This window comes from Pseudomonas lundensis (genome assembly GCF_002269125.1).
Lineage (GTDB): Bacteria > Pseudomonadota > Gammaproteobacteria > Pseudomonadales > Pseudomonadaceae > Aquipseudomonas > Aquipseudomonas lundensis_A.
The window spans coordinates 58,791-83,384 of sequence record NZ_NQKI01000022.1; the positions used below are offsets into that span (position 1 = coordinate 58,791).

Annotated in this window: 22 protein-coding genes and 1 pseudogene; 6 read left to right on the plus strand and 17 right to left on the minus strand. The window is 58.9% G+C overall.

Features of this window, described 5'->3' with window-relative positions:
* Window positions 1–11 precede the first annotated feature (11 nt).
* The 7 genes from CJF39_RS14590 to CJF39_RS14620 form a co-directional block, all read right to left on the minus strand.
* Complete coding sequence (locus CJF39_RS14590) at window positions 12–2,678, minus strand: sensor histidine kinase (protein WP_094994052.1); 2,667 nt, start codon at window positions 2,676–2,678, stop codon at window positions 12–14.
* Window positions 2,679–2,752: 74 nt separating this feature from the next.
* Window positions 2,753–3,304 carry a potassium-transporting ATPase subunit KdpC gene (gene kdpC / locus CJF39_RS14595; RefSeq protein WP_094994053.1) on the minus strand — a complete coding sequence of 184 codons (552 nt, stop codon included), beginning with the start codon at window positions 3,302–3,304 and terminating at the stop codon, window positions 2,753–2,755.
* A gap of 18 nt (window positions 3,305–3,322) precedes the next feature.
* Window positions 3,323–5,395 (minus strand): potassium-transporting ATPase subunit KdpB, encoded by a 2,073-nt coding sequence (gene kdpB, locus CJF39_RS14600; RefSeq protein ID WP_094994054.1) that lies wholly within the window; start codon window positions 5,393–5,395, stop codon window positions 3,323–3,325.
* 10 nt (window positions 5,396–5,405) lie between these two features.
* Complete coding sequence (gene kdpA, locus CJF39_RS14605; RefSeq protein ID WP_094994055.1) at window positions 5,406–7,100, minus strand: potassium-transporting ATPase subunit KdpA; 1,695 nt, start codon at window positions 7,098–7,100, stop codon at window positions 5,406–5,408.
* A gap of 8 nt (window positions 7,101–7,108) precedes the next feature.
* Window positions 7,109–7,198 carry a K(+)-transporting ATPase subunit F gene (kdpF, locus tag CJF39_RS14610; protein ID WP_047274123.1) on the minus strand — a complete coding sequence of 30 codons (90 nt, stop codon included), beginning with the start codon at window positions 7,196–7,198 and terminating at the stop codon, window positions 7,109–7,111.
* Between the two features lie 168 nt (window positions 7,199–7,366).
* Window positions 7,367–8,599 (minus strand): hypothetical protein, encoded by a 1,233-nt coding sequence (locus tag CJF39_RS14615; protein WP_094994056.1) that lies wholly within the window; start codon window positions 8,597–8,599, stop codon window positions 7,367–7,369.
* Between the two features lie 27 nt (window positions 8,600–8,626).
* Entirely contained in the window at window positions 8,627–9,076 is a 450-nt protein-coding gene (locus tag CJF39_RS14620) for a YcgN family cysteine cluster protein (protein WP_094994057.1), read from the minus strand.
* A 154-nt stretch (window positions 9,077–9,230) separates the two neighbouring features.
* Here CJF39_RS14620 and CJF39_RS14625 point away from each other — a divergent pair, with 154 nt between their 5' ends.
* A complete protein-coding gene (locus CJF39_RS14625; RefSeq protein WP_094994058.1) occupies window positions 9,231–9,824 on the plus strand; it encodes a nitroreductase family protein in 594 nt (197 codons plus the stop codon).
* 84 nt (window positions 9,825–9,908) lie between these two features.
* On the opposite strand, the gene CJF39_RS14630 is transcribed toward CJF39_RS14625, so the two are convergent.
* The 3 genes from CJF39_RS14630 to rnd all read right to left on the minus strand — a co-directional run bounded on the left by CJF39_RS14630 (window position 9,909) and on the right by rnd (window position 12,392).
* Entirely contained in the window at window positions 9,909–10,841 is a 933-nt protein-coding gene (locus CJF39_RS14630) for a D-2-hydroxyacid dehydrogenase (protein ID WP_094994073.1), read from the minus strand.
* Between the two features lie 127 nt (window positions 10,842–10,968).
* Complete coding sequence (locus tag CJF39_RS14635; protein WP_047274112.1) at window positions 10,969–11,262, minus strand: YcgL domain-containing protein; 294 nt, start codon at window positions 11,260–11,262, stop codon at window positions 10,969–10,971.
* A complete protein-coding gene (gene rnd, locus CJF39_RS14640; protein WP_094994059.1) occupies window positions 11,259–12,392 on the minus strand; it encodes a ribonuclease D in 1,134 nt (377 codons plus the stop codon). The genes CJF39_RS14635 and rnd overlap by 4 nt, the downstream gene beginning before the upstream one ends.
* A 299-nt stretch (window positions 12,393–12,691) precedes the next feature.
* Here rnd and ampC point away from each other — a divergent pair, with 299 nt between their 5' ends.
* Window positions 12,692–13,840 carry a class C beta-lactamase gene (gene ampC / locus CJF39_RS14645; RefSeq protein WP_094994060.1) on the plus strand — a complete coding sequence of 383 codons (1,149 nt, stop codon included), beginning with the start codon at window positions 12,692–12,694 and terminating at the stop codon, window positions 13,838–13,840.
* Here ampC and CJF39_RS14650 read toward each other — a convergent pair.
* Window positions 13,837–14,472 carry a class I SAM-dependent methyltransferase gene (locus tag CJF39_RS14650; protein ID WP_094994061.1) on the minus strand — a complete coding sequence of 212 codons (636 nt, stop codon included), beginning with the start codon at window positions 14,470–14,472 and terminating at the stop codon, window positions 13,837–13,839. The genes ampC and CJF39_RS14650 overlap by 4 nt on opposite strands.
* A gap of 174 nt (window positions 14,473–14,646) precedes the next feature.
* On the minus strand, window positions 14,647–16,026 hold the full coding sequence (locus CJF39_RS14655) for a glutamine synthetase family protein (protein WP_094994062.1): 1,380 nt from the start codon (window positions 16,024–16,026) through the stop codon (window positions 14,647–14,649).
* A 514-nt stretch (window positions 16,027–16,540) separates the two neighbouring features.
* On the opposite strand from CJF39_RS14655, the gene poxB reads away from it, so the two are divergent.
* From poxB to map, 4 genes are all read left to right on the plus strand, one after another.
* On the plus strand, window positions 16,541–18,262 hold the full coding sequence (poxB, locus tag CJF39_RS14660) for a ubiquinone-dependent pyruvate dehydrogenase (RefSeq protein ID WP_094994063.1): 1,722 nt from the start codon (window positions 16,541–16,543) through the stop codon (window positions 18,260–18,262).
* Between the two features lie 401 nt (window positions 18,263–18,663).
* Window positions 18,664–20,211, plus strand: coding sequence for a TerC family protein (locus CJF39_RS14665; RefSeq protein ID WP_094994064.1), 1,548 nt, complete (start codon window positions 18,664–18,666; stop codon window positions 20,209–20,211).
* 136 nt (window positions 20,212–20,347) lie between these two features.
* A complete protein-coding gene (locus tag CJF39_RS14670; RefSeq protein WP_094994065.1) occupies window positions 20,348–20,608 on the plus strand; it encodes a ParD-like family protein in 261 nt (86 codons plus the stop codon).
* On the plus strand, window positions 20,605–21,396 hold the full coding sequence (gene map, locus CJF39_RS14675; RefSeq protein WP_094994066.1) for a type I methionyl aminopeptidase: 792 nt from the start codon (window positions 20,605–20,607) through the stop codon (window positions 21,394–21,396). Before CJF39_RS14670 ends, map begins: the two co-directional genes overlap by 4 nt.
* A 262-nt stretch (window positions 21,397–21,658) precedes the next feature.
* Here map and CJF39_RS14680 read toward each other — a convergent pair whose 3' ends face one another.
* From CJF39_RS14680 to CJF39_RS14705, 5 genes and pseudogenes are all read right to left on the minus strand, one after another.
* A complete protein-coding gene (locus CJF39_RS14680; protein ID WP_212555981.1) occupies window positions 21,659–21,961 on the minus strand; it encodes a hypothetical protein in 303 nt (100 codons plus the stop codon).
* 372 nt (window positions 21,962–22,333) lie between these two features.
* A pseudogene (locus CJF39_RS23705) lies at window positions 22,334–22,526 on the minus strand (RHS repeat-associated core domain-containing protein); the annotation flags it as partial.
* A 15-nt stretch (window positions 22,527–22,541) separates the two neighbouring features.
* Window positions 22,542–22,979, minus strand: a complete 438-nt coding sequence (locus CJF39_RS14690) for a hypothetical protein (RefSeq protein ID WP_094994068.1) — start codon at window positions 22,977–22,979, stop codon at window positions 22,542–22,544.
* A 636-nt stretch (window positions 22,980–23,615) separates the two neighbouring features.
* Window positions 23,616–24,044, minus strand: coding sequence for a hypothetical protein (locus CJF39_RS14700; protein ID WP_170942687.1), 429 nt, complete (start codon window positions 24,042–24,044; stop codon window positions 23,616–23,618).
* Window positions 24,045–24,060: 16 nt separating this feature from the next.
* Window positions 24,061–24,594: DNA/RNA non-specific endonuclease (locus tag CJF39_RS14705; RefSeq protein WP_170942688.1), on the minus strand; the 534-nt coding region annotated here is incomplete at its 5' end.

Sequence of the window (24,594 nt, forward strand, 5' to 3'; positions counted from 1 at the left end):
CGCGAAGAATATCAGGGTTCACGGGGCGGCTCTTCCCCTTCAGGCTGAGGCTGTTCAGGCAGCGGCAAATGCAGGGTGATGCAGGTGCCGCGCCCCTCGATGCCCTCGCCCACACTGATGCGCCCGCCGTGGGCGCCGACCATGCCCTGACAGATCGCCAGCCCCAACCCCGTGCCTTGCCCGCCCCGGTCGCCGCGGGCTGCGGTGTAAAACATGTCGAAAATCTTCGCCCGGTCTTCTTCCGGGATACCGGGGCCCTGATCGCTCACGGCAAACCACAGTTCCTGTTGATTGGCCCCCGCCACCAGTTGCAGTACGCCCTGAGGCGGCGAGAAGCGCGCCGCGTTTTCCAGCACATTGATCAGCGCCTGCTCGATCAACGCCGCGTGGATATGTAACAGCGGCAACTGCGGCGCCACATCGACCTGTACCTGTAATGGCGCGAGCACAGCCCGCAGCCGATTCAACGCACTGCCGACAATGTCGGCCGGTGACACCCAGTCGCGGGCCAGCTTCAAGGCGCCGTGGCCCAGGCGGGTCATGTCCAGCAGGTTCTGGATGTAACGATCCAGACGCTCGGCCTCGTCACGGGTGCCCTCCAGCAACTCGCGGCGGTCGTCCAGCGGGATCGCCTCGCCCAGCGCGAGCAACGTATCAATGCTGCCGCGCATGGTGGTCAAGGGCGTGCGCAGGTCGTGGGACACGGAGGCCAGCAAGGCGCTGCGCAATTGTTCGGTTTCACCATGCAAGCGTGCGGCTTCAAGGTCTTGGGCCAGTTGCGCGCGGGCCAGCGCTTGCGCCAAAGGCTGGCTGAGGGCCATCAGCAAACGCCGCCGCTGACCACTCAAGGCTTGGCCTTCTTTCGGGCTGACGCCCAGCAAGGCCAACGGACCGTCGTCAACGGTCAGCGGCCACCACCACCAACGGCCCATCGGCAATGTGCCCGTGCCTTTGCCTGCCGGTTGCTCGTGGCTCCAGGCCCAATCAGCGGCCGCGCGCTCGGCTTCGTTAAATTGCAAAGGCCCGCCGGTTTCCACCGTCCAGCCGCCGCTGCCATCACGATTGAGCAGGCACAGGTTGAGCTCTTTCCAGCCGCTCAGGTGCTGGGCGGCGGCATTGACCACCGCTTTACGGTCAGTGGCGGCCGTCAATTTGCGTGACAGGTCCAGCAGTTCGCTGGTTTCTTGCTGGGTCTCGCGCAACGCTTGCAACTGACGGCGCTGACGGGCCGCGAGGTTGCCGGTCAGGGCAGCCATCAACAGGAAAAACACCAGCGTCAGGACGTCTTCTTCGCGCTGGATGCTGAACGAGAAATTCGGCGGAATGAACAAAAAGTCATAGGCCAAAAAGGACATCGCCGCACACGCCAGCGCAGGCCCCAGGCTGCTGCGCACCGCGACCAGCAGCACGGCCGCCAGAAACACCATCGAAATATTGGGCAGCGCCAGCACACTGGACACTCCCCAGGCCAACGCACTGGCCAGTACAGTCGCCAACAGCGCCAGACCGTAGTCGAACCACACCAGCGACCCCACGTGCCGGCGCGGCCTGGCATCCGGCGCCTGCTCGTTGTCGAGCACGTTGATTTCCAGCCCGTGGGCATCGCGCAACAATCGCGAGGCCAGCCCGCCGCCGAAGACTTTCCTGCGCCAACTGGGCCGCGACTGGCCCACCAGCAGCAAACTGGCGCGGCGCTCTGCGGCGTGCTGAATCAGGGTTTTCGCCACTTCTGCGGCACGCAGCAACACCACTTCGCCCCCCAGACGCTCGGCCAATTGCTGCGCACTTTGCAGGCGCAAACGCGCCTGCTCGTCACGTGCACGCCCGTTGTCGACATGCACCAGACTCCACGGCAAATGTCGCCGCTCGGCCACCCGGCTGGCGTGACGCACCAGCCGCTCTGCCTGAGCATCGCCATCAATGCCCACCAGCAGGCGCCCGCGCAACGCCGGGGCAGCTTGACCGAGCTGACGATACCCTTTGTCCAGTTCATCATCGACGTACACCGCCGCGGTCTGCATCGCCAATTCGCGCAGGGCATTGAGGTTGGTCTGGGTGAAGAAGGCATCGATGGCCGCGCGGGCCTGCTCGGGCACATACACCTTGCCATCGCGCAGCCGCTCCAACAGTTCGCGGGGCGGCAGGTCGATCAGCAACAGTTCGTAGGCCTCCTGCACGATCCAGTCCGGCAGGGTTTCGCGCACGTGCACGCCGGTGATGCCGCGCACTTGATCGTTGAGGCTTTCCAGATGCTGGACGTTGACTGTGGTGTAGACATCAATCCCGGCGGCCAGCAACTCCTGCACGTCTTGCCAGCGCTTGGCATGACGACTGCCGGGCGCGTTGCTGTGGGCCAGCTCGTCCACCAGTGCCAGCGCGGGCCGGGCCTCCAGCAGGCCATCCAGGTCCATCTCTTCAAGCTGCACGCCCCGGTACTGCGAGCGCACCAGCGGCTGTTGCGCCAAGCCGTTGAGCAGCGCCTGGGTTTCGGCGCGGCCATGGGTTTCCACCACCCCGACCAGCACCCTGACGCCCTGGCGCACGTGAGTGTGTGCCGCCTGAAGCATGGCGTAGGTCTTGCCCACACCCGGGGCCGCGCCCAGAAATACCTTAAGCCGGCCACGGCCGGCCCGAGGCAAATCAGCTAACAACGCATCGGCGCGACCGGAATCTGTCATGTCTTTACCTATTCAAATGGAGAACAACGCAGCCGTTGCCGCAACAGGCGGCAGCGACTGCGGGGGCTGGTGACTCAGGGTTTGAGCTGCGCCAGCGCCCGGTTCAGGTTTAGCACGTTCACCACCGGCGGCCCTACCCAAGGCTGCTCAATATGCGCCTCGAGCAGTTGCTCCACCGTTTGCACCGGCAGGCCACGGGCCGCGGCCACACGTGGCAGTTGACAGCGTATTGCCTCAGGTGGCAAGTGCGGATCCAGCCCACTGGCCGACGTGGTGAGCATCGCCAGCGGCACCGGCCCCTGTTCGGGCACGGCCCATTCGGCGGCACTGTCCTTGACCCGCGCCGCCAGCGCCGGGTTGCTCGGCGCCAGGTTGCTGGCCGCGCTCGACACCGTGGCATACGCCCCGGCCGAGGGACGCGAATGAAACCATTGTTCGCCGGTGAAGGCTTGGGCGATCAACTGCGAACCGCGCACGCTGCCATCCGCATCGCGCACCAGACTGCCATTGGCCTGATCGGGAAATGCCAGTTGTGCAATCCCGGTCACGGTCAGCGGGTAAATCACCCCGGTAATCGCCGTCAACAACACCATCAGGCTCAGGGCTGGACGTAAAAGAGTAGCCATGTTGCGTTCCTCCTCGGGTTAAACCAGGTGCAGCGTCGTGAGCAGCATGTCGATCAGCTTGATGCCCACAAATGGCACCACCAGCCCCCCAAGACCGTAAATCAGCAGGTTGCGGCGCAGCAGTTGCGCGGCGCTCGCCGCCTGCACCCGCACGCCGCGCAAGGCCAACGGGATCAGCACCACGATAATCAGCGCGTTAAACACGATCGCTGAAAGAATGGCGCTCTGCGGGCTATTAAGGTGCATCACGTTGAGCACGCCCAGTTGCGGGTAGATCGTGGCAAACAGCGCAGGCAAGATGGCGAAATACTTGGCCACGTCGTTGGCAATCGAGAACGTGGTCAGCGCGCCCCGGGTCACCAGCAGCTCTTTACCGATCTGCACCACATCCAGCAACTTGGTGGGGTCGCTGTCGAGGTCGACCATGTTGGCGGCTTCGCGGGCCGCCTGGGTGCCGTCGTTCATCGCCATGCCCACGTCGGCCTGCGCCAGCGCTGGCGCATCGTTGGCGCCGTCGCCGCACATCGCCACCAGACGGCCGTCGTTCTGTTCCTGGCGGATGCGCGCCAGCTTTTTTTCCGGTGTGGCTTCTGCCAACACATCATCGACCCCCGCCTCGGCCGCGATTGCTGCGGCGGTCAGCGGGTTGTCACCGGTCACCATGACCGTGCGAATCCCCAGTTTGCGCAGTTCGGCAAACCGCTCGCGGATGCCCGGCTTGACCACGTCCTTGAGGTGAATCACGCCCAGCAGCTTGCCTTGCACGCACACCAGCAACGGGGTGCCGCCGCTTTGGGCAATTTTGTCGATTTCACGGGACAAGGCCGGTGCGACGTCGTCACGTTTGAGGCCGACAAAGGCCAGTACCGAATCCACGGCGCCCTTGCGGTACACGCGCATGTTGTAATCGACACCTGACAGCCGCGTTTCAGCCGTAAACGGCACCGCTGTGATGTCATGCGCCTCGGGCTCGGGCAGTGCGTGCAGCCCACGGATGAACTCGACAATCGACTTGCCCTCGGCCGTGTCGTCGGCCAGCGACGCCAACAGCGCGCCCTGCGCCATCTCCATCGCAGTCACGCCGGGCGCCGCGTACAGCGCGGTGCAGCGACGGTTACCGAAGGTGATGGTGCCGGTCTTATCCAGCATCAGCACATGCACGTCACCCGCGGCTTCCACCGCGCGGCCTGACTTGGCAATCACATTCAGGCGTACCAGCCGGTCCATGCCGGCAATGCCGATGGCCGACAGCAAGCCGCCGATGGTGGTCGGGATCAATGTCACCAACAGCGCGACCAGAAACACCAACGGCAGGCTGCCTCCCGCAAAATAGGCGAAAGGTTGCAAGGTCACGACCACGATCAAAAAAATCAGGGTCAGGCCGATCAGCAGAATATCCAGCGCCACTTCGTTGGGGGTTTTCTGGCGTTTGGCGCCTTCGACCAGCGCGATCATGCGGTCGAGCGTCGACTCCCCGGGGTTGGCGCTGATCTGCACCAGCAGCCAGTCCGACACCAGCCGCGTGTTGCCCGTGACGGCCGAACGGTCACCGCCCGACTCGCGGATCACCGGAGCGGACTCGCCGGTAATCGCTGCTTCGTTGACCGCAGCAATGCCTTCAATCACTTCGCCGTCACCGGGGATCATCTCCCCGGCTTCAACACGCACCACATCGCCTTTGCGCAAGCGCGTGGCCGGGACCACTTCAAAGCTGCCGTTGGCGGTGCGACGGCGCGCACTCAAACCCACGCTGCCCGCCTTCAGGCTGTCGGCCCGTGCCTTGCCCCGGCCCTCGGCCAGGGCTTCGGCGAAGTTGGCAAACAGCACGGTAAACCACAGCCACAGTGCGATTTGCAGCGCCACGCCGGTGGACACCACAGGGTCGGGCAGCACGCACAAAATCGTGGTGAAGATCGCCGTCAATTCCACCACCAGCATCACGGGCGAGCGCTTGAGCTGACGCGGGTCAAGTTTGACGAACGCTTGCAACAACGCCGGACGCCACAGGTCGGCAAACGCGGTTTTCGGTGACGCGGGCGCCTGAGTGGCAGGCGCAGGCGTCAGGGTTTTAACAGGAGCTGGCATGCTCATCATCGTGTCCTCAGAAGCCCGGAATCAGTTGTTCAGCGATAGGGCCAAGGGCCAGTGTCGGCAAGAAGGTCAAACCGCCCACCAGCACGATGGTCATGGTCAACAGCACCACAAACAGCGGGCCGTGGGTGGGGAAGCTGTCCTGCCCTACGGGTGCGGTTTTCTTCATCGCCAAACTCCCGGCCAGTGCCAGTACCGGCAGGATGTAGCCGAAACGGCCGATCAACATCCCCAGCCCCAGCATCAGGTTGTAAAACGGCGTGTTGGCATTTAGGCCGGCAAACGCAGAACCGTTGTTGGCACTGGCCGAGGTAAAGGCATACAGCACTTGACTGAAACCATGGGCACCCGGGTTGCTCACCGACGCAACGGCACTCGGCACACTGGTCGCCAACGCACTGAGCACCAGCACGCCCACCGGCATCACCAGCAGCGTGACCACCAGCAGTTGCACCTCTTTGGCTTGCAGTTTTTTGCCCAAGTACTCGGGGGTACGGCCAATCATCAAACCGGCCAGGAACACGGCAATCAGCACGTTGAGCAACATGCCGTAGAGACCGGCGCCTACCCCGCCGAAGATCACTTCACCTACCATCATGTTGGCCAGCGCCACCATCCCGCTCAGGGGGTTGAGGCTGTCATGCATGCCATTAACCGAACCGTTTGACGCAGCGGTGGTGGTCTCGGTCCACAGCACCGTAGCGGTGGTGCCAAAACGCACTTCCTTGCCTTCCAGCGGGGCGCTGTGTTCAACCAACGGGCTGTTGAGCGCAGGGTTGGGTTGAGACTCTGCATACAACGCCGTGCCGCCGCCGACCAGGAACAACGCCAGCATGCAGGCGATGATGGCCCGGCTTTGGCGCAGGTCCTTGACGTAATGGCCAAACATAAACACCAGCGCCACGGGAATCAGGATGATTGACGCCACTTCAAACAGGTTGCTCCAGGCTGTCGGGTTCTCGAACGGGTGCGCCGAGTTGACCCCAAAAAAGCCACCGCCATTGGTGCCCAGTTGCTTGATCGCAATTTGACTCGCCGCCGGGCCGAGCGGGATGACCTGATCCACACCCTGCACCGTCACCGCACTGACATAGTGCGCGAAGGTTTGCGGCACGCCCTGCCACACCAGCAGCAACGCCAGCACCAGGCACAACGGCAGCAAGCCGTAGAGCGTGGCGCGGGTCATGTCGACCCAGAAATTGCCCAGCGTACGGGCCGACCGACGGCTAATACCACGGCACAAGGCAACCAATACCGCCAGGCCGGTGGCCGCACTGACGAAGTTCTGCACAGTCAGGCCAGCCATCTGGCTGAAGTAACTGAGCGTCGCTTCGCCGCTGTAGCTCTGCCAGTTGGTGTTGGTGACAAAACTCACGGCGGTGTTGAACGCCTGCGTCCACTCCTGCCCCGGCAACTGCTGCGGGTTGAGCGGCAAATACTGCTGCAACAGCAAAATCGCGAACAGCAACACAAAGCCTGCGAGGTTGAACGCCAGCAACGCCAGCGTGTACTTCTGCCAGCTTTGCTCATCCCCCGGATCGACCCCGGCCACCCGGTAACAGACCTTCTCGACCGGCCCGAACACTGGCGTCAACCACGTGCGCTGACCTTCCATGACCTTGTAATAAAAACGTCCCAGCCAGGGCGCAGGCAGCAACACCAACGCGAAAAAGGCCAGCAACAGCTCATAGTCATAACTGTGCATACCCGCTCCTAATTCCGATCAGCGCGCAACAGCGCCACCAGCAGATAAACGAACAGCCCCACTGCCAACAGCAGCGACACCCCATCCAGAATGCCCATCGACGTGCTCCCCAAAGCGGCGATTGCCGCGTGTTGGGAAAGTGTGGGGTTCAGGGGTGTAAAGGATCGAGATCGAGGGGGATGCGGGGGCGTAAAAAGGGCGTAAAGAAAACAATCACTGCAGACCCTCACCGGCTACCGGGTCTGCAACGACAGCAGTGCGAACGCTTACTGCAGCAGCGGGGTGTCGAGCACCTCGGATGCGCCGCCCAGCACGCTTTCGCTCAGCTGGATAAACGACGGGGTGTTGACCTTGTCCATGCGCATCAACGCTTGGCTCACATCGTCCAGCGAACGCTTGCTATGGGTTTGCAGACGAATTTCGCGGTCCAGCGCCTGCAACAGCGTCACAGCACGCGCCACCGCCGCCGGATTGGCCTGCGCGCCGCGCAACCCCGTGACGCCTTTGCCGGTCGCATTGAGCTTGTGCTGCAACGTCTGATAACGCTCGTCGCTCATCCCGCCTGCGCGGCGCATCAATTCAATGGCGTAATACTCGCTCAGCCCTTGGCTGATCCAGTCATGGCCCGGCTCTACCTGGATGCCACTGAACAGTTGCACCACTTCGCGCAACAACGGGCTGCTGCCAGACTCGCTGACCATCGGCAACGCGCTGCTCAGGTAAATGGAGTTGCGGTCGGCGCTGGCGCCTTTCCACATCGGGCTGCCCGCACCCACGATCAGTAACTTGGGCGGGTTGCGCGGGAACACTGCTTGCACCTGCGGCCAGACGAACGTCAGCAGCGTCAGGACGTCCATACGCCGCATGCCTTGCCCTTGCGGCGCGGCAACGGTGACCTCGGTTTCGCCCAACGTGGTGCGACGGCTGCCCAACGTGCCCGCCAGCATCCACCCGGTTGGCCGATCAAACAAACGCGACACGTCATCAATACGGAAACGGTTTTTACCGATACGCGGCCACGCTGTTTCGACACTTTTCCAGCCGTCGGGCAAGACGAACGTCAGCCGCGACACCAGCTCGGTACCGTCCTGCTGATCGAGGCTGGCAGGCGGCACCAGTTGCTCGCCACGGAACAACGCCCACTTGGCCGTGGAATAGGTGTCGAAACTGCCGTTCTTGAAGGGGTGATTGAGGCGAACCCGGTAACTCAGACTGGCGGTGCCTGACGCGGGATGCCACACGCCACGGCTGTGTTGCGGGTCAGCAGTGAGCTGCCAGCCGCCATCGGCCTTGAAGTCGCTGTAGCTGCCGGGGGCGCCAAGGTCAAAATCCAGGCTGCGCACGGCTGAGCCTTCAGCCAACGTCAGGCGCACGTCGGCCTGGCCGGTCTGCGGCATCAGGCGCACGTGGTAATCCAGATTGACTTTTTGCGCAGCCCACAACGGGCTGCCGAGCAGTGCAATCAGGAGTCCCAGAGGTAGTTGGTAACGCAGCGGCATACACACTCCTTGCGACCGCTCCGGGCGTTAACCGGCGCGGAAAATCAGGTGATCTTCCCAGTCTTCTTCCGGCACGCTGCCTTCGGCCAGCATGCGTCCCGATTGCGAGATGCGCTCGTGATGCACCGCATCCGGATCACCGCATACCAAGTGGTGCCACAACGGCAAATCCTTGCGCTCGCTGACCAGGCGGTAGCCGCAGGTGGGCGGTAGCCATTTGAACGCTTCTGCCTTGCCCGGCGACAGTTGAATGCAGTCCGGAACGGAATCACGTCGATTCGGGTAGTCAGTGCACTGACAGGTTTTCAGGTCGAGCAATTTGCAGGCAATGCGCGTGTAGTAGACGCTGTTGTCGTCTTCATCTTCGAGCTTTTGCAGGCAGCACAGGCCGCAGCCATCGCACAGCGACTCCCATTCCTCCTGATCCAGTTGATCGAGGGTTTTGCGGATCCAGAACGGTTCAACTTTTGCGGCCATGGCTCAAACATCAACATCGGGAAATGGAAAAGGCCGCCAGTCTAGTGCCCAAGGCCCCGCGGGCCAAGGGCTTGTCGTCAGACTTGTCAGCTCGATGGCATAACAGTAGCTTTGCGCCTACGCTGAACTGCGAAAATTAACTCAGGTATCGAGAATGACTGCTAATACCCGCATCGCCGATCACGCCATTCATGAGCAATTCACCCAACGCTGGTCACCCCGCGCCTTTACCGATGCAACCATCGATAAACCGACCCTGATGAGCTTTTTCGAAGCCGCACGCTGGGCGCCCTCGGCTTACAACTCGCAGCCGTGGCGCTTTCTGTTCGCGCTGCGTGGCACGCCGGCGTTTGATCGCTACCTGAGCTTGCTGGTGGAATTCAATCAGGGTTGGGCCAAGCACGCGGCCGCGCTGGTGGTGATTGTGTCGAAAACCACCTTCGCCGCACCGGGCACCACCGAAGAGAAACCTTCACCCACTAACGCGTTCGATACCGGCGCAGCCTGGGGCCATCTGGCTTTGCAAGCCCACTTGAGCGGCTGGCACACCCACGGCATGAGCGGGCTCGATTACGAGCGCGCCCATAAAGAACTGAAAATCCCGGAAGGCTATGCCGTGCAAGCCATGGTGGCGATCGGCAAGCTGGGTGACAAAGCGACGCTGGTGGATTACCTGCAAGCCAAGGAAGTGCCCAGCCAGCGTGAGCCGCTGAGCAAATTAGTCGCTGAAGGTGATTTCAGCCTCTAAGCGATTGCGCTGTGGCAGCCGCATACCGCGAGCGTTTGACCTGACAATTAAACGCTCGCGCTGCCCGGCAGCCACTACAGACTGTTAATAGCCGCGCGTGAAATCCACTTCGCCACGCATTGGCTGCCCCGCCTGAAACGCACGCAGATTGTCGACGAACAGTTGCACCATCAACGACGGTGAAGTCGGTGCCGAACTGTGACCCGTCAACAACAGGCCCCAAGCGGTCCAGAACGGATGCTTGGCGGGCAATGGCTCTTGCCGGCAAACGTCAATCACGGCGGCTGCAATATGGCCAACCCGCAACGCTTCAACCAGGTCCGCGTCCACCACGGCGACGCCGCGCCCGGCGTTGATGAAGACCCCGGTGGGGTTGAATTGCGCAAACAGCTCGGCATCGTACAGATCGTGAGTGTCCGGCGTGTTGGGCAACAGGTTCACCACGTAATCCACCGCCCCAACCAGGCGCGGCAAATCGTCCAGCGTACCTACCTCCTTGAAGGGCGCCTGTTCACGGGCCGTACGGGCGATGGCATACAGCTCCACGCCAAACGGTTGGAGAAACTGCGCCACGGTCTGGCCAATGTCTCCGGCGCCGACGATCAGCACCTTGCGCCCGACCAGACTCTGGCCCATGCGGTTGTCCCATTTGCGCTCCACCTGACTGACCAGCCGCGCCATGACTTCGCGCTCGTGCCCGAGGATGTACGTGAGGACGTATTCGGCCATCACCTGCCCGAAAATGCCCACGGCACGGGTCAGGCGGTAGTTACGCTGCAAGCCGCCGGCCAACAGCGGCGTGATGCCGGCCCAGGTCGATTGCAGCCACTGCGGTTGATGACCTTGACGCATCAGCGTCGCCAGCAGATCAGGCTGGCCCAACCATACCGGGCAATCGGCCGCCAGACGCGACAGCTGCGCCGAATCGCCACTGGTCAACACGTCCAGTTCAGGCGCTGCCTGTTGCAGCAGGCGTGTGTAAAGGGGGTGGTCATGTTCGGCAATCAGAACGCGCATGCTCGTAACCTTTTTAAAACGCTGCCAGCGGCCGCCGTCGCGGGTTAACGCGTCGAGTTCAGGCACCGCCAATGCAATTGAATCCACTCAGGACAGGTGCCCGCTGCCGGGCACCCGGATCGGGCTTTTACATCGGGTCGTTGCGACGCAATAGCTCTTCGGGCAAGTGTTCGATGTATTCGTCTTCGGCCGGTGGCATCTGCAGGTGATAGCCCTGTTTCTCAAGGTTTTCCAACACCACGGCGATGTCTTCGCGCGACAGCTTGCGCTCGGGGGTCAGCACCAGATCGAACGCGTGAATGGCTTTGCCAAACGCCGCCATCAAAGGCTCCGGCACGCGCTCCAGGGCATCGGCCTTGAGCACGTACAAATACATTTCGTTGCGCTTGGTGCTGCGGTAAATAGAGCAAATACGTTTCACGACGGTTCTCCAGCAGTGGCCAGGCTGTCGAGCAGTGCCTGACCCATCAGCTCACGGCGCCATCCGCGCAGTGAGTCCGGCAATTGATAAGGCCCATTGGGGAAGCCGCTTTTGACCAGCGCTTCCAGGGTTTTCTTGCGCAGCATCAGCTCGGGCGCCATGTTCAGTTGTTCGGCATAGACCTGACCCACGGCCCGCAGGCGCTTGATCAACGCAGCGGCCTCCACCGGCAACGGCTCGGGTACGGCAGGTGGCCACTGCTCCGGCGGCAGACTGCCTGCACGCTTGATCAGGCCGAGCAAAAATTCGCCGTCCTGGCGCACGGTTCGCGGGTGCATGTCTTCAATGCGCGCCAACGACACCAGATTGTCGGGCTGAGTTTTGGCCAACGGCCACAACGCATGTTCACGTACGATCCGGTTACGCGGCAGGTCGCGGGCGCGGGCTTCACGTTCACGCCAGGCGCAGATTTCTCGCAACACCGCCAACTGATCGCGGGACAGTTTCCACGCCAGCTTGGCCTCGCGGTACACCTCGTTCGGGTCCACTTCGCGGCGCAAGTTCGCCACCAGTTCAGCACCGTCTTCCAGCACCCAGTTGTACTTCTCATCGGGCAGGCGCGGACGCAACAACACATACACTTCAGCCAGATGTTGTGCATCTTCGGCGGCGTAACTGATCTGGGTTTCGGAGAGTGGGCGTTGCAGCCAGTCCGAACGGGTTTCGCCTTTGGGCAGGTCCAGGTCGAGCACTTCCTTGACCAGGCGCGAATAACCCATTGAGAAGCCCAGGTTCAGGTAAGCGGCTGCCAACTGGGTGTCAAACAAGGGCGCAGGCAAACTGCCCGTCAGGCGCAACAGCACCTCAAGGTCCTCGCTGCACGCGTGCAACACTTTAACCACTGCCGGGTTTTCCAGCAGGGCCGCCAGCGGCTGCCAGTTGTCGATGGTCAACGGGTCAATCAGGTAAGCGCGCTCCCCGTCGCCGATCTGAATCAAACCGGCAATCGGGTAAAAGGTGTCGACCCGCATGAATTCGGTGTCGAGGGCTACGAACGGCAAATGCTGCCATTGGGCGCAATGTTGACCGAGGCTATCGTTGTCGCGAATCCAGTGAATATCGATGGCCACACGGCTCTCCCTTGAAGAATGGCGCGCAGTATATATCGGCATCAGGCTGTTACGGCGATTGACTGACAAACTTGCTGACGAAAATACCTACATGGATTTGGGTGTCTACCTTCACGCGCGCTCTCTTTAAACGTAGCGTTTGTGCCGGCTCCCGCATCGCACAGCAGTGCGCCCATGACTTAAGCTGTGATGCGATGCGCCAGACTGACGTCATTTTGAAACATCCCGAGACAAGGCGGTCTTGCAACACGCCTTCCCTCCCCGCCTGATGCCAACCTTTCATCGAACAGGACGCCGGTATGCGCCAATTGTTGAAACGCACCGCTACTGCCTTTTTACTGGCAGGCTCAAACGCCATGGTATTACCCGCCATGGCCAGCCCTCTCGACGCCACCGTGCAGGAAGCGGCCAACGCCGTCATGCAGGCATACAACGTGCCGGGTCTGGCTATCGGCATCAGTGTCAATGGCAAACAACAGTTCTACACCTACGGCGTCGCATCCAAAGCGGACGCTACCCCTGTGACCGCCGATACGCTGTTCGAAGTGGGCTCTATCAGTAAAACCCTGACCGCGACCCTGGCCGCTTACGCCCAAGCCAACGGGCAACTGTCGCTCAATCAAACGGTCGGTTCTTATTTGCCCGAATTGCGCAACACCCCTTTTGGCAACGTCACGCTGATCGGGCTGGCCACCCACACAGCCGGCGGTTTTCCATTGCAGGTGCCCGATGACGTTCAAAACGACGCGCAACTGATGGACTACCTCATCGCCTGGCAACCGGCCTACCCGCAGGGAACCCAGCGCAGCTATGCCAACCCGAGCATCGGCATGCTGGGCGTGATCACTGCCAAACGCATGCACCTGCCGTACACGCAAGCCCTGCAAGATCAGCTGTTACCTGCCCTGGGGATGAAAAACAGCTACTTGCAGGTGCCTGCCAGCGAGATGCCCCGCTATGCCCAGGGTTACAACAAAGAAGGTGCACCCGTGCGTTTAACCGGTGGCGTGTTGGCGGATGAGGCTTACGGCCTGAAAACCACGGTACGGGATCTGACTCATTTCGCTGAATTGAACGCAGGCGTGGGTCAGGTCAGCAAGACGCTTCGACGCGCGCTCAATGCCACCCATACTGGTTACTTCCGTGTCGGGCCCATGACGCAGGATCTGGTGTGGGAGCAATACCCTTACCCGGTCAGACTTGAGGCATTGCTCGAGGGTAACGCCAGTCAAATGGTGTATGAAACACAACCGGTCGTTGCCCTTGACCCGCCTCTCGCGCCGCAGCGCGAGGTGTGGATCAATAAGACCGGTTCAACCAATAGCTTTGGCGGCTACATCGCCTTCGTGCCAGCCAAAAAACAGGCCGTGGTCATCCTTGCGAACAAAAATTATCCGAACGAAGCCCGGGTAAAGCTGGCTCACACCCTGCTTCAAGCGTTGGATTAGGTTTCCTTGCGCAACACAAAAATGCTGCCCGCTCCCCGGCCGGGCAGCACATCGTATTGTTTGAGAATGCTGAAACCCGCCTCTGAAAACTGAGCTTCAACTTCCTCCTTGGCCACACAAATGCGCTGCGGGTAATGTGAGGATTTGATGCACAGGGAGAGGATCAAGGTGTCACGGCTGACCCGGTGCAATTCGCGCAAAATCGCCAGACGGTGTTCGCTGTCACGCACATGATGGAATAACTGCATGCAAAAAATGCAGTCCACAGCGTTTTCCGACATGTCGATGGTAAACACCGAGCTTTGGAACAAGGTAATACGCGCCAGCAACCCCGAGGAATGATGAGTACGTGCGTGATCCAACATGCCCGCGGACGGGTCTGCGGCCAGAATCACCCGGTTGCCGTGTTCGGCCAGCAATGGCCAGAAACGCCCCGCGCCGCACGCCAGATCCAGTACCAGCCCTGGCTCGCCCGCGATTTTCAGCGCGCGCCGGATCAGCGACCGTTCACGCCACCTTGTCAGACGCTGGAGCACGCCTACAGGCCCCACGTCCCTGCACACCTGAGCATGCTCACGGTCGTAGCTTTCAGCAAATTCAAGCTCAATGGTGGAAGGTGGCTGCGATGACATGGCCCGCGAACTCTTGTGGTTTGAAGTTATTCGCAGAAGAGATTAATGGGACGCCAGTGAAAAAATTGTCAGGAAAGAATGAAAACCTTCGTGGCCTTCCCGGCCGCTTCGCCCGTTGAGCCACGCGTTTAGTCCTGACAAGAGCGGCGGATAGCCGCTCACTCCGTTGGGCGATCAGGCCTGCTGCAAGTACCAGCGCCAGTCCTGCTCGCCCACTTCGCCCATGAACTGTCGGTATTCCGCATTTTTGACCGCCAGGTAGACGTTGAGAAACGCCGGGCCAAACGCCTCCTTGGCCCATTCGGAGCGTTCAAGGGCCCGCAGGGTCGTCAGCCAGTCAGTGGGCAATTGCTCGGCGGCCTGCGCATAACCATTGCCCTCGACCGGGGCGCCCGGATCGCGCTGCTCTCGAATCCCGCGATGTATACCGGCCAGAATGGCCGCAGCGGCCAAATACGGATTGGCATCGGCGCCGCAAATCCGGTGTTCGATATGCCGCGAGAAGGCCGGGCCGCCCGGCACTCGCAGGCTCACGGTGCGATTGTCCACGCCCCAGGTCGCCGCCAGCGGCGCGTAACTGTTGCTCTGAAAGCGCCGATAAGAATTGGCATTCGGGCAAAACATCAGCAGTGAGTCCAATAAGGTACTGAGCATGCCGCCCACGGCCTGTCTGAGCAGCGGTGTTCCTGCGGGCGCTTCACTGGCGAACAGGTTGTTGCCGTCTTTGTCGGCCAGGCTGACGTGCATGTGCATGCCTGTCCCGGCAAGATCGTCAAATGGCTTGGCCATGAAGCACGCCGCCATCCCGTGTTTGTGCGCCACGCCCTTGACCAGTCGTTTGTAGCGCACGGCTTCGTCCATCGCCTGCAACGCGTCGGTACGATGCTCAAGGGTAATTTCCACTTGCCCCGGCGCGTATTCGGAAATGGCCGTGCGTGCCGGAATGCCTTGCAGTGTGCAGGCACTGTACAGATCGGCCAAAAACGGCTCGATTTGCTCCAGTTCACGCAAGCCGTATACCTGCGTTGCCCGTGGCCGTTGACCGTCGGCATCAAGCGCCGGTTGCGGCCGCCCTTGGCTGTCGCGCTTTTGGTCGAGCAAGTAAAACTCCAGTTCCGCCGCCATCACCGGGTAGTAGCCGTCGGCCTTTAGCCCGTCGATCACTTTGACCAGCAGATGCCGTGGGTCAGCCACAGTGGCGGGCATCCCTTGTTCAGGGTGCATGCTGACCTGCACCGCTGCCATCGGTATCTGGCGCCACGGCATGGGTTGCAGGCTGCCACTCAACGGGTAGGCGCGGCAGTCGATATCACCCACGTCCCAGACCAGACCGGTATTTTCCACATCGTCGCCATTGATGCTCAGGCCCAGAATGGTGCTCGGCAGCGGGCGGCCGCTTTCGTAGACCGCCAGCAGTTCATCGCGGTGTAGCCACTTGCCGCGCGGCACACCGTTGTTGTCGAGGATAAACAACTCAAACATCTCGATATCCGGGTGCAACGCCAGAAAGTCCAAGGCTTCTTGCAGGGGGGCAAACAGGGGGGCGGCACTCATGGGAATACTCGTTAAAAAGGCGTATCAGACAGGCGCGAAGAGGCGCGGTTGATCAACATCAGCCAACACAACGGGTATCCGGGGGGCGCGCATGGCGGCAGTGAAACAAAGCCCAAAACGCAAGTTCACAAGGAAGATCACACAAATCAAGGGTGGCGCAGGGGACAACACCCAGCTGCGGCCGTTCTGAGCGCGCGTACACGCCTGACAGCCACTGATGTTGAATCTCTATAAGGCCAAGCCTCATACCTGCAACCAATACCGAAAAAGTACCTGCAGCCTCCCATGCGCCGCAGCGCGCTTAAATACAGACTTATCAACCTTTGCGTGGCCAACCGCTAAACATATGAAGGGATCTGATCGCGAAGCGATACCGCTGGTCGTGCCCTGATGAACATCTTTTCATCGAACGTATGCATCCACGGCAAGGTCGGATTCTGTGTCTATCCTGCTTGGGCAACGGTTACTCAGCTGACTCAAGCCGTCTGTATTCTTACTTCAAGGAGCCTCTCCCATGTCCCGAACGGTTGCTGATTACATCACCGAAACCCTGCAAGAGGCAGGCGTCAAGCGCGTGTTTGGCGTGGTGGGCGACTCGTTGAACGGCTTTACCGACTCGTTGCGCCGCCAGGAGCACATTGAGTGGATTCACATGCGTAACGAAGAAGCGGCGGCCTTTGCCGCCGGTGCCGAGGCGCATTTGACCGGTGAACTGGCGGTGTGCGCCGGCAGCTGCGGTCCCGGCAACCTGCATTTGATCAACGGCCTGTTCGACGCCCATCGCAGCGGCGTACCGGTGCTGGCGCTGGCCGCGCATATTCCCAGCAGCGAAATCGGTATTGACTACTTCCAGGCCACCCACCCCGAAAGCCTGTTCAAGGAATGCAGCCATTACGTGGAACTGGTCTCGCACCCCGAGCAGTTGCCGCAGATTCTGGAGCGCGCCATGCGCATGGCCATCGCCAAACGCGGCGTGGCGGTGGTGGTGATTCCCGGGGATGTGGCCCTGCAAACCACGCAAGCCAAAGTGCCTGGCTGGCTTAAGCCTGCCACCCCCCTGATTCGCCCCGCCGATGCCCAGATCGATGAGTTGGCCTCATTCCTCAATGACGGGCGCAAAGTGACCTTGCTGTGCGGCGCAGGGTGTGCGGGGGCACATACCGAAGTGCTGGCGCTGGCGGAGCGCCTGAAAGCGCCGATTGTGCATGCGTTGCGCGGCAAGGAACACGTCGAATACGACAACCCGTATGACGTCGGCATGACCGGCCTGATTGGCTTTGCGTCCGGTTATAAAGCGATGATGAACTGCGATACGTTGCTGATGTTGGGCACCAACTTTCCGTACCGTCAGTTCTTCCCGGAGCACGGCAATATTGCGCAAATCGATTTGCGTCCCGAGGCGTTGGGCAACCGTTGCCCGTTACAGCTCGGGTTGCTGGGTGACGTGAAGCTGACGTTACAGGCCGTGTTGCCCAAGGTCATACAAAACGCCGACAGTGATCACCTGGAGGCGGCCCTCAAGGACTACAAAAAGTCCCGGGAAGACCTCGATGCGCTGGCCGAAAGCGGGCCAAACAGCGACATCATTCACCCGCAGTACCTCAATCGACTGGTCAGCGAACTGGCGGATGACGACGCCATTTTCACCTGCGACGTCGGCACGCCCACTGCCTGGGCAGCGCGTTATTTGAAGATGAACGGCAAGCGGCGTCTGGTCGGGTCGTTTAACCACGGCTCCATGGCCAATGCCATGCTGCAAGCCATTGGTGCGCAGGCAGCCTTCCCGGACCGGCAAGTGGTGTCGATGTCGGGTGACGGCGGTTTCACGATGATGATGGGCGACTTTCTGACGCTGAATCAGGTGGGCTTGCCCATCAAGGTCATTGTGTTGAACAACGGCACGCTCGGCTTTGTCGAGATGGAAATGAAAGCGGCGGGGTTTCCCGACGTGGGCTGCGACCTGAAAAACCCGAACCTCGCAGCAATGGCCGAGGCCATGGGCGTCAAAGGCATTCGCGTGGAACACCCTTCGCAACTGGAAGCCGCGCTGCGTGAAGCCTTCAGCCATCCTGGGCCGGTGTTGGTGGATGTGGTCAGCGCCCGTCAGGAACTGGTCATGCCGCCGACCAAAACCTTCGAACAAGCCAAAGGCTTTAGCCTGTTCATGCTCAAAACGGTGATGGATGGCCGCGCACGGGAATTGATTGATCTAGCCAAGGTCAACCTGTTGCGTTGAGTTCGCCGCAACAGCAAAACCCTTGGGGCCTGCGCCTCAGGGGTTTTGCTTTGCCCGGAGTCCGCGACGGCTTATGGATCGACGCTGGAGGCTACCAAGTCAAATTTTGTAATAACTCTGCACGACAGAAAAAGGCTGGATCGCTGTAGTCTTGCCCTCCCTCATTGACGCAAGGTTTATATGAACACCCTTCTGGAGCCTCCCAGTCGCTTCTTGGCACTCGCCGCCCCTCTACGCCCGCATCGCTCCACCTCACCTCCCTGCACTGTCTCCGTTCGGTGCTTGTTTGCTTTCTCAGTGCTTGGCCTGCCCCTGACACCTACGCTGCGCGCGTGCGTCGGCGCGTCTGTGACCACCTGGCCTGTCGTTTTCCGTTTTAAGCAAGAGGTTTACTGATTCCTATGGAATGGATTGCAGATCCTACGGCCTGGTTAGGCCTGTTGACGTTGATTGTGCTGGAGCTGGTGCTGGGTATTGACAACCTGGTGTTTATCGCGATTCTGGCGGACAAACTGCCGCCGGAGCAGCGCGACCGTGCACGTGTCATCGGCTTGTCGCTGGCGCTGATCATGCGACTGGGCCTGTTGGCCAGTATCTCGTGGATGGTGACGCTCACCGAGCCGCTGTTCGAGGTGTTTGGCAAAGTGTTCTCGGGCCGCGACCTGATCATGCTGTTCGGTGGTCTGTTCCTGTTGTTCAAGGCAACGATGGAGCTGCATGAGCGGCTGGAAGGCCATGTGTCTGAACGCACCTCAAACACGACCTACGCACTGTTCTGGCCGATCGTGGCGCAAATCGTGGTGCTGGACGCCGTGTTTTCCCTGGACGCCGTGATCACGGCGGTGGGCATGGTCGAGCACTTGTCGGTCATGATGATTGCCGTGGTGTTCTCCATCGGCCTGATGATGCTGGCCAGCAAGCCGTTGACCCGCTTCGTCAACAGCCACCCGACGGTGATCATGCTGTGTCTGGGCTTCCTGATGATGATCGGCTTCAGTCTCACGGCTGAGGGGCTGGGCTTCCACATTCCCAAAGGCTACCTGTATGCAGCCATTGGCTTCTCGATCCTGATCGAGTTGTTCAACCAGATCGCACGTGCTCGCCGCAAAAAGAGCCTGCAAGGTGTACGCCCGATGCGTGAGCGCACGGCGCACGCCGTCATGCGCCTGTTGAGCGGACGCAAGCTGGAAGCGGATGAAGTGGACGACGAAATTGCTGACATGCTGGATGGCGGCGAGACCAAAGAGGTGTTTCACCGTCGCGAACGCATCATGATCAGCGGCGTGTTGCAGTTGGCTGAGCGCCCTATACGTAAGGTGATGACGCCGCGCGCCACCATCGACCACATCGACTTGGCTGATTCGCCCGAGACCATTCGTACGACCCTGATGCACTCGTCCTATTCGCGCTTACCGCTCATTCGCGAAGGGCGAATTGATGAGCCGCTGGGGTTCATTCACAAGAAAGAACTGCTCAAGGAATTACTCGCGGGCAATCAGCCGAATCTGGAGGCCATGGCGCGTAAAACCATCAACTTGTTGGACAGCTTCTCGATCCTCAACGCCCTGGAACAGATGCGCAAGGAATCGACGCATATTGCGTTTGTCGTCAATGAATTCGGGGATTTTCTCGGCATTCTGACCATGACCGACATTCTGGAGTCCATCGCGGGCGAGCTACCGGATGCCAGTGAAATCGACGGCCCGGACATCGACGTGCTGGACGACGGTTTTGCCGTCAGCGGCGCGTTGAACCTGAGTCAGGTGCGTGAGCGCACCGGGTTCCCGGCCCAAAGCACGGACGACTATCACACCGTTGCGGGGATGGTCATGAGCCTGCTGGACCGCTTGCCGATCAAGGGTGACCGGATTCAATGGCAGGACTGGAACCTGACCGTCACTGAAGTCGAAGAACGGCGTGTGACCCGCGTGCACCTGTCCAAATCGTAAAAACCTGAGCGCCCTTGCCACTTTTCACACAAGCGGCAAGGGCTGTCCCACTGCGCAAAGGCGCAATCCGGCCTTTCACTCCCCCAGAACAATCGCTTAGTATACGTTTCATGTGCATTTCATATTGAGCGTACCAATGGGCATCGTAAAAATTTCAGACCCCATGCACGAAAACCTGCGGCTCGCGAGCAATGCGCTGAGCCGCTCTATCAACGCGCAAGCCGAACACTGGATGCGCATCGGCATGCTGAGCGAGCTACACCCTGACCTGGACCACAACCACATCTGCCGTTTGCTGATACGCGCCGAACTGGCGGGCGGTCTGGACCTCAAGTCCCTGAGCGAACTGACAGTTAACGCTTCCCTCCTCGAAACCGTATCGCAGGCCGATCAATGAGAAACCACGTCGTCATCAACAGCCCGGCGCAAATCGCTCAGTCCAAACTGGCAGGCATGCTGGCTGCCGAAGTCCTGGCCATGATCGCGGAACACGTTAAACCCGGCGTGACCACTGACCAACTGGACAAACTCTGCCATGACTACATCGTCAACGTGCAGAAGGCTATCCCGGGCAACGTGGGTTATCACGGTTTCCCGAAAACAGTCTGCACCTCGGTGAACGATGTCGTGTGCCACGGCATCCCGTCGGCCATCCCGCTGAAAGACGGCGATATCGTCAACATCGATATCGCGGTGGTCAAGGACGGCTGGTACGGCGACACCAGCCGCATGTACTTCGTGGGAGAACCGAGCCCTGAGGCCCGCCACTTGGTGAAAACCACTTACGACGCCATGTGCGCCGGGATTCGCGTGGTGCGCCCCGGTGCGACCTTGGGCGATATCGGGCATGCCATTCAATCCCTGGCCGAGAAAGCAGGCTACAGCGTGGTACGCGAATACTGCGGCCACGGCATCGGCAAGGTGTACCACGATGAACCCCAAGTACTGCACTACGGCTTCCCGGGCCAAGGCATGAAATTGAAAACCGGCATGATTTTCACCATCGAGCCCATGCTCAACGCTGGCAAACGCCACGTAAAAACCTTGGCCGATCAATGGACCGTGGTGACCAAGGACCATTCGCTGTCTGCCCAATGGGAGCACATGGTGGCTGTCACCGATAACGGCTTCGAAGTCCTCAGCCCGTGGCCGGACAGCGTGCCTGATTACCCGCCTGTTTGCTGAAACGCATGATGAATGAGCGGGCTTGCCGAGCAGGCATGCCCGTGCAGGTGACCGCTGCCGTAGGTCAGCCAGCTGACTTTGTGGCCATCCGTGCGGGGCGGGTGGTGGCGATGCGTTTCGTGGTGCCACACGGCAACCACCGGGGGTTTGCAGGCTCAGGTAGTGCTAGCGTCCCACCACGCATGCAGCCAAATACCTATGGAGGCCAAAAGGCAAAAAAAACACTGGATATATCTACCCGGCACGCGAGGCGACAGACTCACTAGCGAGCGTGTCCAACATTTTCAGATTGCATACTAGTCCCCTGACTGGAGCCGTCTTCATCCCAACATCTTCTCAACCTCCCTACAATTTCGTCTTGTGAATAAACAAACTCCTCACCAGCACTCATCCCTATAATTCGGCCAAGTAATTCGTTTAACTTTTCATCCTTATATTGATAAGAACGACAATCAAGTGATTTGGCGTACACCTGTTTTGCGACAACATTTGGGTTATACGCAGTCACTTCAAGGCACTCCATTATGTCGCGAACCAAGCTACTGCGTTCATCATACCCAATCATTTTCATTACCTACACTGGCAGTTTTTTACTGCTTTACCACTAGGCGTGGATATTCCCTGGCCTATATCTGCTTTTATTGGCGGATAATGGGGCAAGTCAAGAATTTCACCATTATTGATCTTAGGGTGTACGCGATTAACTGCCCTTGAATGATCATAAGTTTCTTCCCATGCTCGTACCTGACTAGTAGCAGGCGTGAACTCCGTAACATGAGATCGCCCTTTAGTAGCACCGGCTATTCTGGCCGGTGCTTCTTTGTATTAATACCTGATACGTCCATCAGGCATGGTGGCGTGTGCGATCCGCTGAAGTTTCTGCTCCTTCTAGCGCAGAAAACTTCCGCCTTATCTTCTGTGCCGGGCTATCAGCCCTTAGCCCAAACGGATCAACCCACTCCACCGGATTAAGCGCATACGCATACAGATTCAACCCACCCGCATAGCTGATCGGGTCTTTGCTGACAAACCGTCCGGCCCGTGGATCAAAGTACCTATACCGATTGTAGTGCAGCCCTGTTTCGTGATCGTGGTACTGGTCCACGAAACCAGATCGGATTATTCAATCCTGCACGCCACGCCTATTAACCTCGCTCGCATGCAGCTACTGCCAGCTTCAGATTTTTAAGCGCACTGTGGAAATCATTATAGACAGGGTCTGTAGGCGGAAGCGGATTCCCATTATTTAAAAACCCTTCTACCCCCTTATCAATAGCTTTGATTAATATACAAAAATCACACACCCCTAATAGTTCATTTTCTACCCATACGAACACCCCCTCTCTTTGGAGTTCGAAAAATAACGAAAATGACGAATCCACACCGACAAATTCGCATTTCCTGCCAACCTTCAGGCTTAACAAAGTATCGACCAAGGATACAACCGACAAATAAACCATCATCAACAGCCTGGGACTGCCTTTTGAAGATATTTCTTTCTCCCCAAAAGAAAATTGCATATCTCCCAAATCAAAACCTGTCACTTTGCCAGTGTCATTTCTGCAAACAGAAAATTCAAACATAACCTACTCACTCCTGACAGGAAATACTGTGATAGTTCGATTGCCATCTTGGGAATCAAATACCCCTCGCGCTCGGTCTTTTCTACCATTTACTTTAAGTCGTTTTTCAAACGTTTGGATTTGCCGATTCGGGTCGCTGATTCGCGTACCTTTCTTCACCAGACACTCGCACACCTTCAAAATTTGCTCTTTAGTTGTTCCTTTCGGAAACAAGTCTCCAGCTCCGCCTGGATGAGTTCCACTGATATGACGCTCATCAATATGCTGCCATCCCTCCTTATGATTGCCAAACTCAATACGTGGTTTAGACGTCTTACGTCCGGCCAACCCCAACGCATCAACCCACTCCACCGGATTAGGCGCATAGGCATACAGGTTCAACCCACCCGCATAGCTGCATTAGCAGAGTAGGCACTGCTGACCCTCCCCCCGCCATCAGGAAATTACCTGTACAGCGGGTAGCTGACTTTATGACAGTCTCCGGCAATGGACTTGCCGTTGAAGTCGGTCCCGATAAAAGCGTTAAGTACTACTTTTCCGTGGGTGGTGGAGTCGCACTAATAGATGATGTCTTTCATTGCCACCCAATGCCTTTAAATTTCGCATACTAAAAATAAAAAACACCTTATACATCATTTAGATAGCGTTACGGTGCTCCCATTTTTCTGCACTATTACGCCAGACATTTACTCCACTAATTTTAGGTGTTCCGCTTTCCATTTTTAAAATATATTGGTAACGCTGATTAATACCTTTCGTTTTTCTTGTTTCAACCGTCCACCCCGTACCAAAACGATTTTCAGTATCCATTAAAACCGTCTGATCATATTCAGGTGGTCGCCCAGTACCTAAGGTTTCGAGTCGAGCAGCACCAAGAGCATTTAAGCTTTTCGCGCTAAGATTTTCAGAGAATATATCAACCAACCGTGCTTTCGCATCAGCATCAGCACGACATCTGTACTCAGTACTATGTTTGTAATGGTCGCTTTTCTTCTCAGCATGAAAGCCCGCCTCCCACACAACCATCTGATTTATGAAAGTTTGAACTCTCTCTGCAGGTGACATTGATTTCATCTCCGTTTCAACAGTTGCAAGAACATGGATTAAGAAATATCCGAGACTCAGTACTGCCGTCAACTCTGGCTTGGTACAGAATTGAATGCGGCCGGGTTGATCCTTCATCGTATTGCGGGACCACACGAACAATTACATTACTGCCGCGTTTCACTGATTCTGCTACGTCACCTTCAAAGTCACGAAATTCTCCACGATTGACGCTAGGAGCCTGAGGAAAAACATTACTTTTGCCACCACTTCCGCCAAGTCGATTTCCTATGGCATGGCCCGCATCATCGCCTTCACAGCCTAAGTTTCGAGCAAAAATTCGTGAACTCGAATTTGTACTTGTTCCTTTACCTAAATCTTCAGTACGTATTTTTGCTGTTGCACTTTTCAGAGACCCATTTTCGTTGTGACGATATTTTGCATGCAAGCCTGAACCACTAAGACCCAACGCATCAACCCACTCCACCGGATTAGGCGCATACGCATACAGGTTCAACCCACCCGCATAGCTGATCGGGTCTTTGCTGACAAACCGTCCGGTCCGTGGATC

Excerpts from the sequence above, each read along its gene's own strand:
- kdpA (WP_094994055.1), bottom strand. The coding sequence starts at position 7,100 with ATGCACAGTTATGACTATGAGCTGTTGCTGGCCTTTTTCGCGTTGGTG.
- poxB (WP_094994063.1), top strand. The coding sequence starts at position 16,541 with ATGTCCCGAACGGTTGCTGATTACATCACCGAAACCCTGCAAGAGGCA.
- CJF39_RS14700 (WP_170942687.1), bottom strand. The coding sequence starts at position 24,044 with ATGTCACCTGCAGAGAGAGTTCAAACTTTCATAAATCAGATGGTTGTG.
- kdpF (WP_047274123.1), bottom strand. The coding sequence starts at position 7,198 with ATGGGCATTCTGGATGGGGTGTCGCTGCTGTTGGCAGTGGGGCTGTTC.
- CJF39_RS14620 (WP_094994057.1), bottom strand. The coding sequence starts at position 9,076 with ATGGCCGCAAAAGTTGAACCGTTCTGGATCCGCAAAACCCTCGATCAA.
- CJF39_RS14670 (WP_094994065.1), top strand. The coding sequence starts at position 20,348 with ATGGGCATCGTAAAAATTTCAGACCCCATGCACGAAAACCTGCGGCTC.
- ampC (WP_094994060.1), top strand. The coding sequence starts at position 12,692 with ATGCGCCAATTGTTGAAACGCACCGCTACTGCCTTTTTACTGGCAGGC.
- CJF39_RS14680 (WP_212555981.1), bottom strand. The coding sequence starts at position 21,961 with ATGATTGGGTATGATGAACGCAGTAGCTTGGTTCGCGACATAATGGAG.
- CJF39_RS14590 (WP_094994052.1), bottom strand. The coding sequence starts at position 2,678 with ATGACAGATTCCGGTCGCGCCGATGCGTTGTTAGCTGATTTGCCTCGG.
- CJF39_RS14630 (WP_094994073.1), bottom strand. The coding sequence starts at position 10,841 with ATGCGCGTTCTGATTGCCGAACATGACCACCCCCTTTACACACGCCTG.
- CJF39_RS14625 (WP_094994058.1), top strand. The coding sequence starts at position 9,231 with ATGACTGCTAATACCCGCATCGCCGATCACGCCATTCATGAGCAATTC.
- CJF39_RS14655 (WP_094994062.1), bottom strand. The coding sequence starts at position 16,026 with ATGAGTGCCGCCCCCCTGTTTGCCCCCCTGCAAGAAGCCTTGGACTTT.
- CJF39_RS14665 (WP_094994064.1), top strand. The coding sequence starts at position 18,664 with ATGGAATGGATTGCAGATCCTACGGCCTGGTTAGGCCTGTTGACGTTG.
- CJF39_RS14690 (WP_094994068.1), bottom strand. The coding sequence starts at position 22,979 with ATGTTTGAATTTTCTGTTTGCAGAAATGACACTGGCAAAGTGACAGGT.
- kdpB (WP_094994054.1), bottom strand. The coding sequence starts at position 5,395 with ATGAGCATGCCAGCTCCTGTTAAAACCCTGACGCCTGCGCCTGCCACT.
- CJF39_RS14615 (WP_094994056.1), bottom strand. The coding sequence starts at position 8,599 with ATGCCGCTGCGTTACCAACTACCTCTGGGACTCCTGATTGCACTGCTC.
- CJF39_RS14650 (WP_094994061.1), bottom strand. The coding sequence starts at position 14,472 with ATGTCATCGCAGCCACCTTCCACCATTGAGCTTGAATTTGCTGAAAGC.
- map (WP_094994066.1), top strand. The coding sequence starts at position 20,605 with ATGAGAAACCACGTCGTCATCAACAGCCCGGCGCAAATCGCTCAGTCC.
- kdpC (WP_094994053.1), bottom strand. The coding sequence starts at position 3,304 with ATGGCTACTCTTTTACGTCCAGCCCTGAGCCTGATGGTGTTGTTGACG.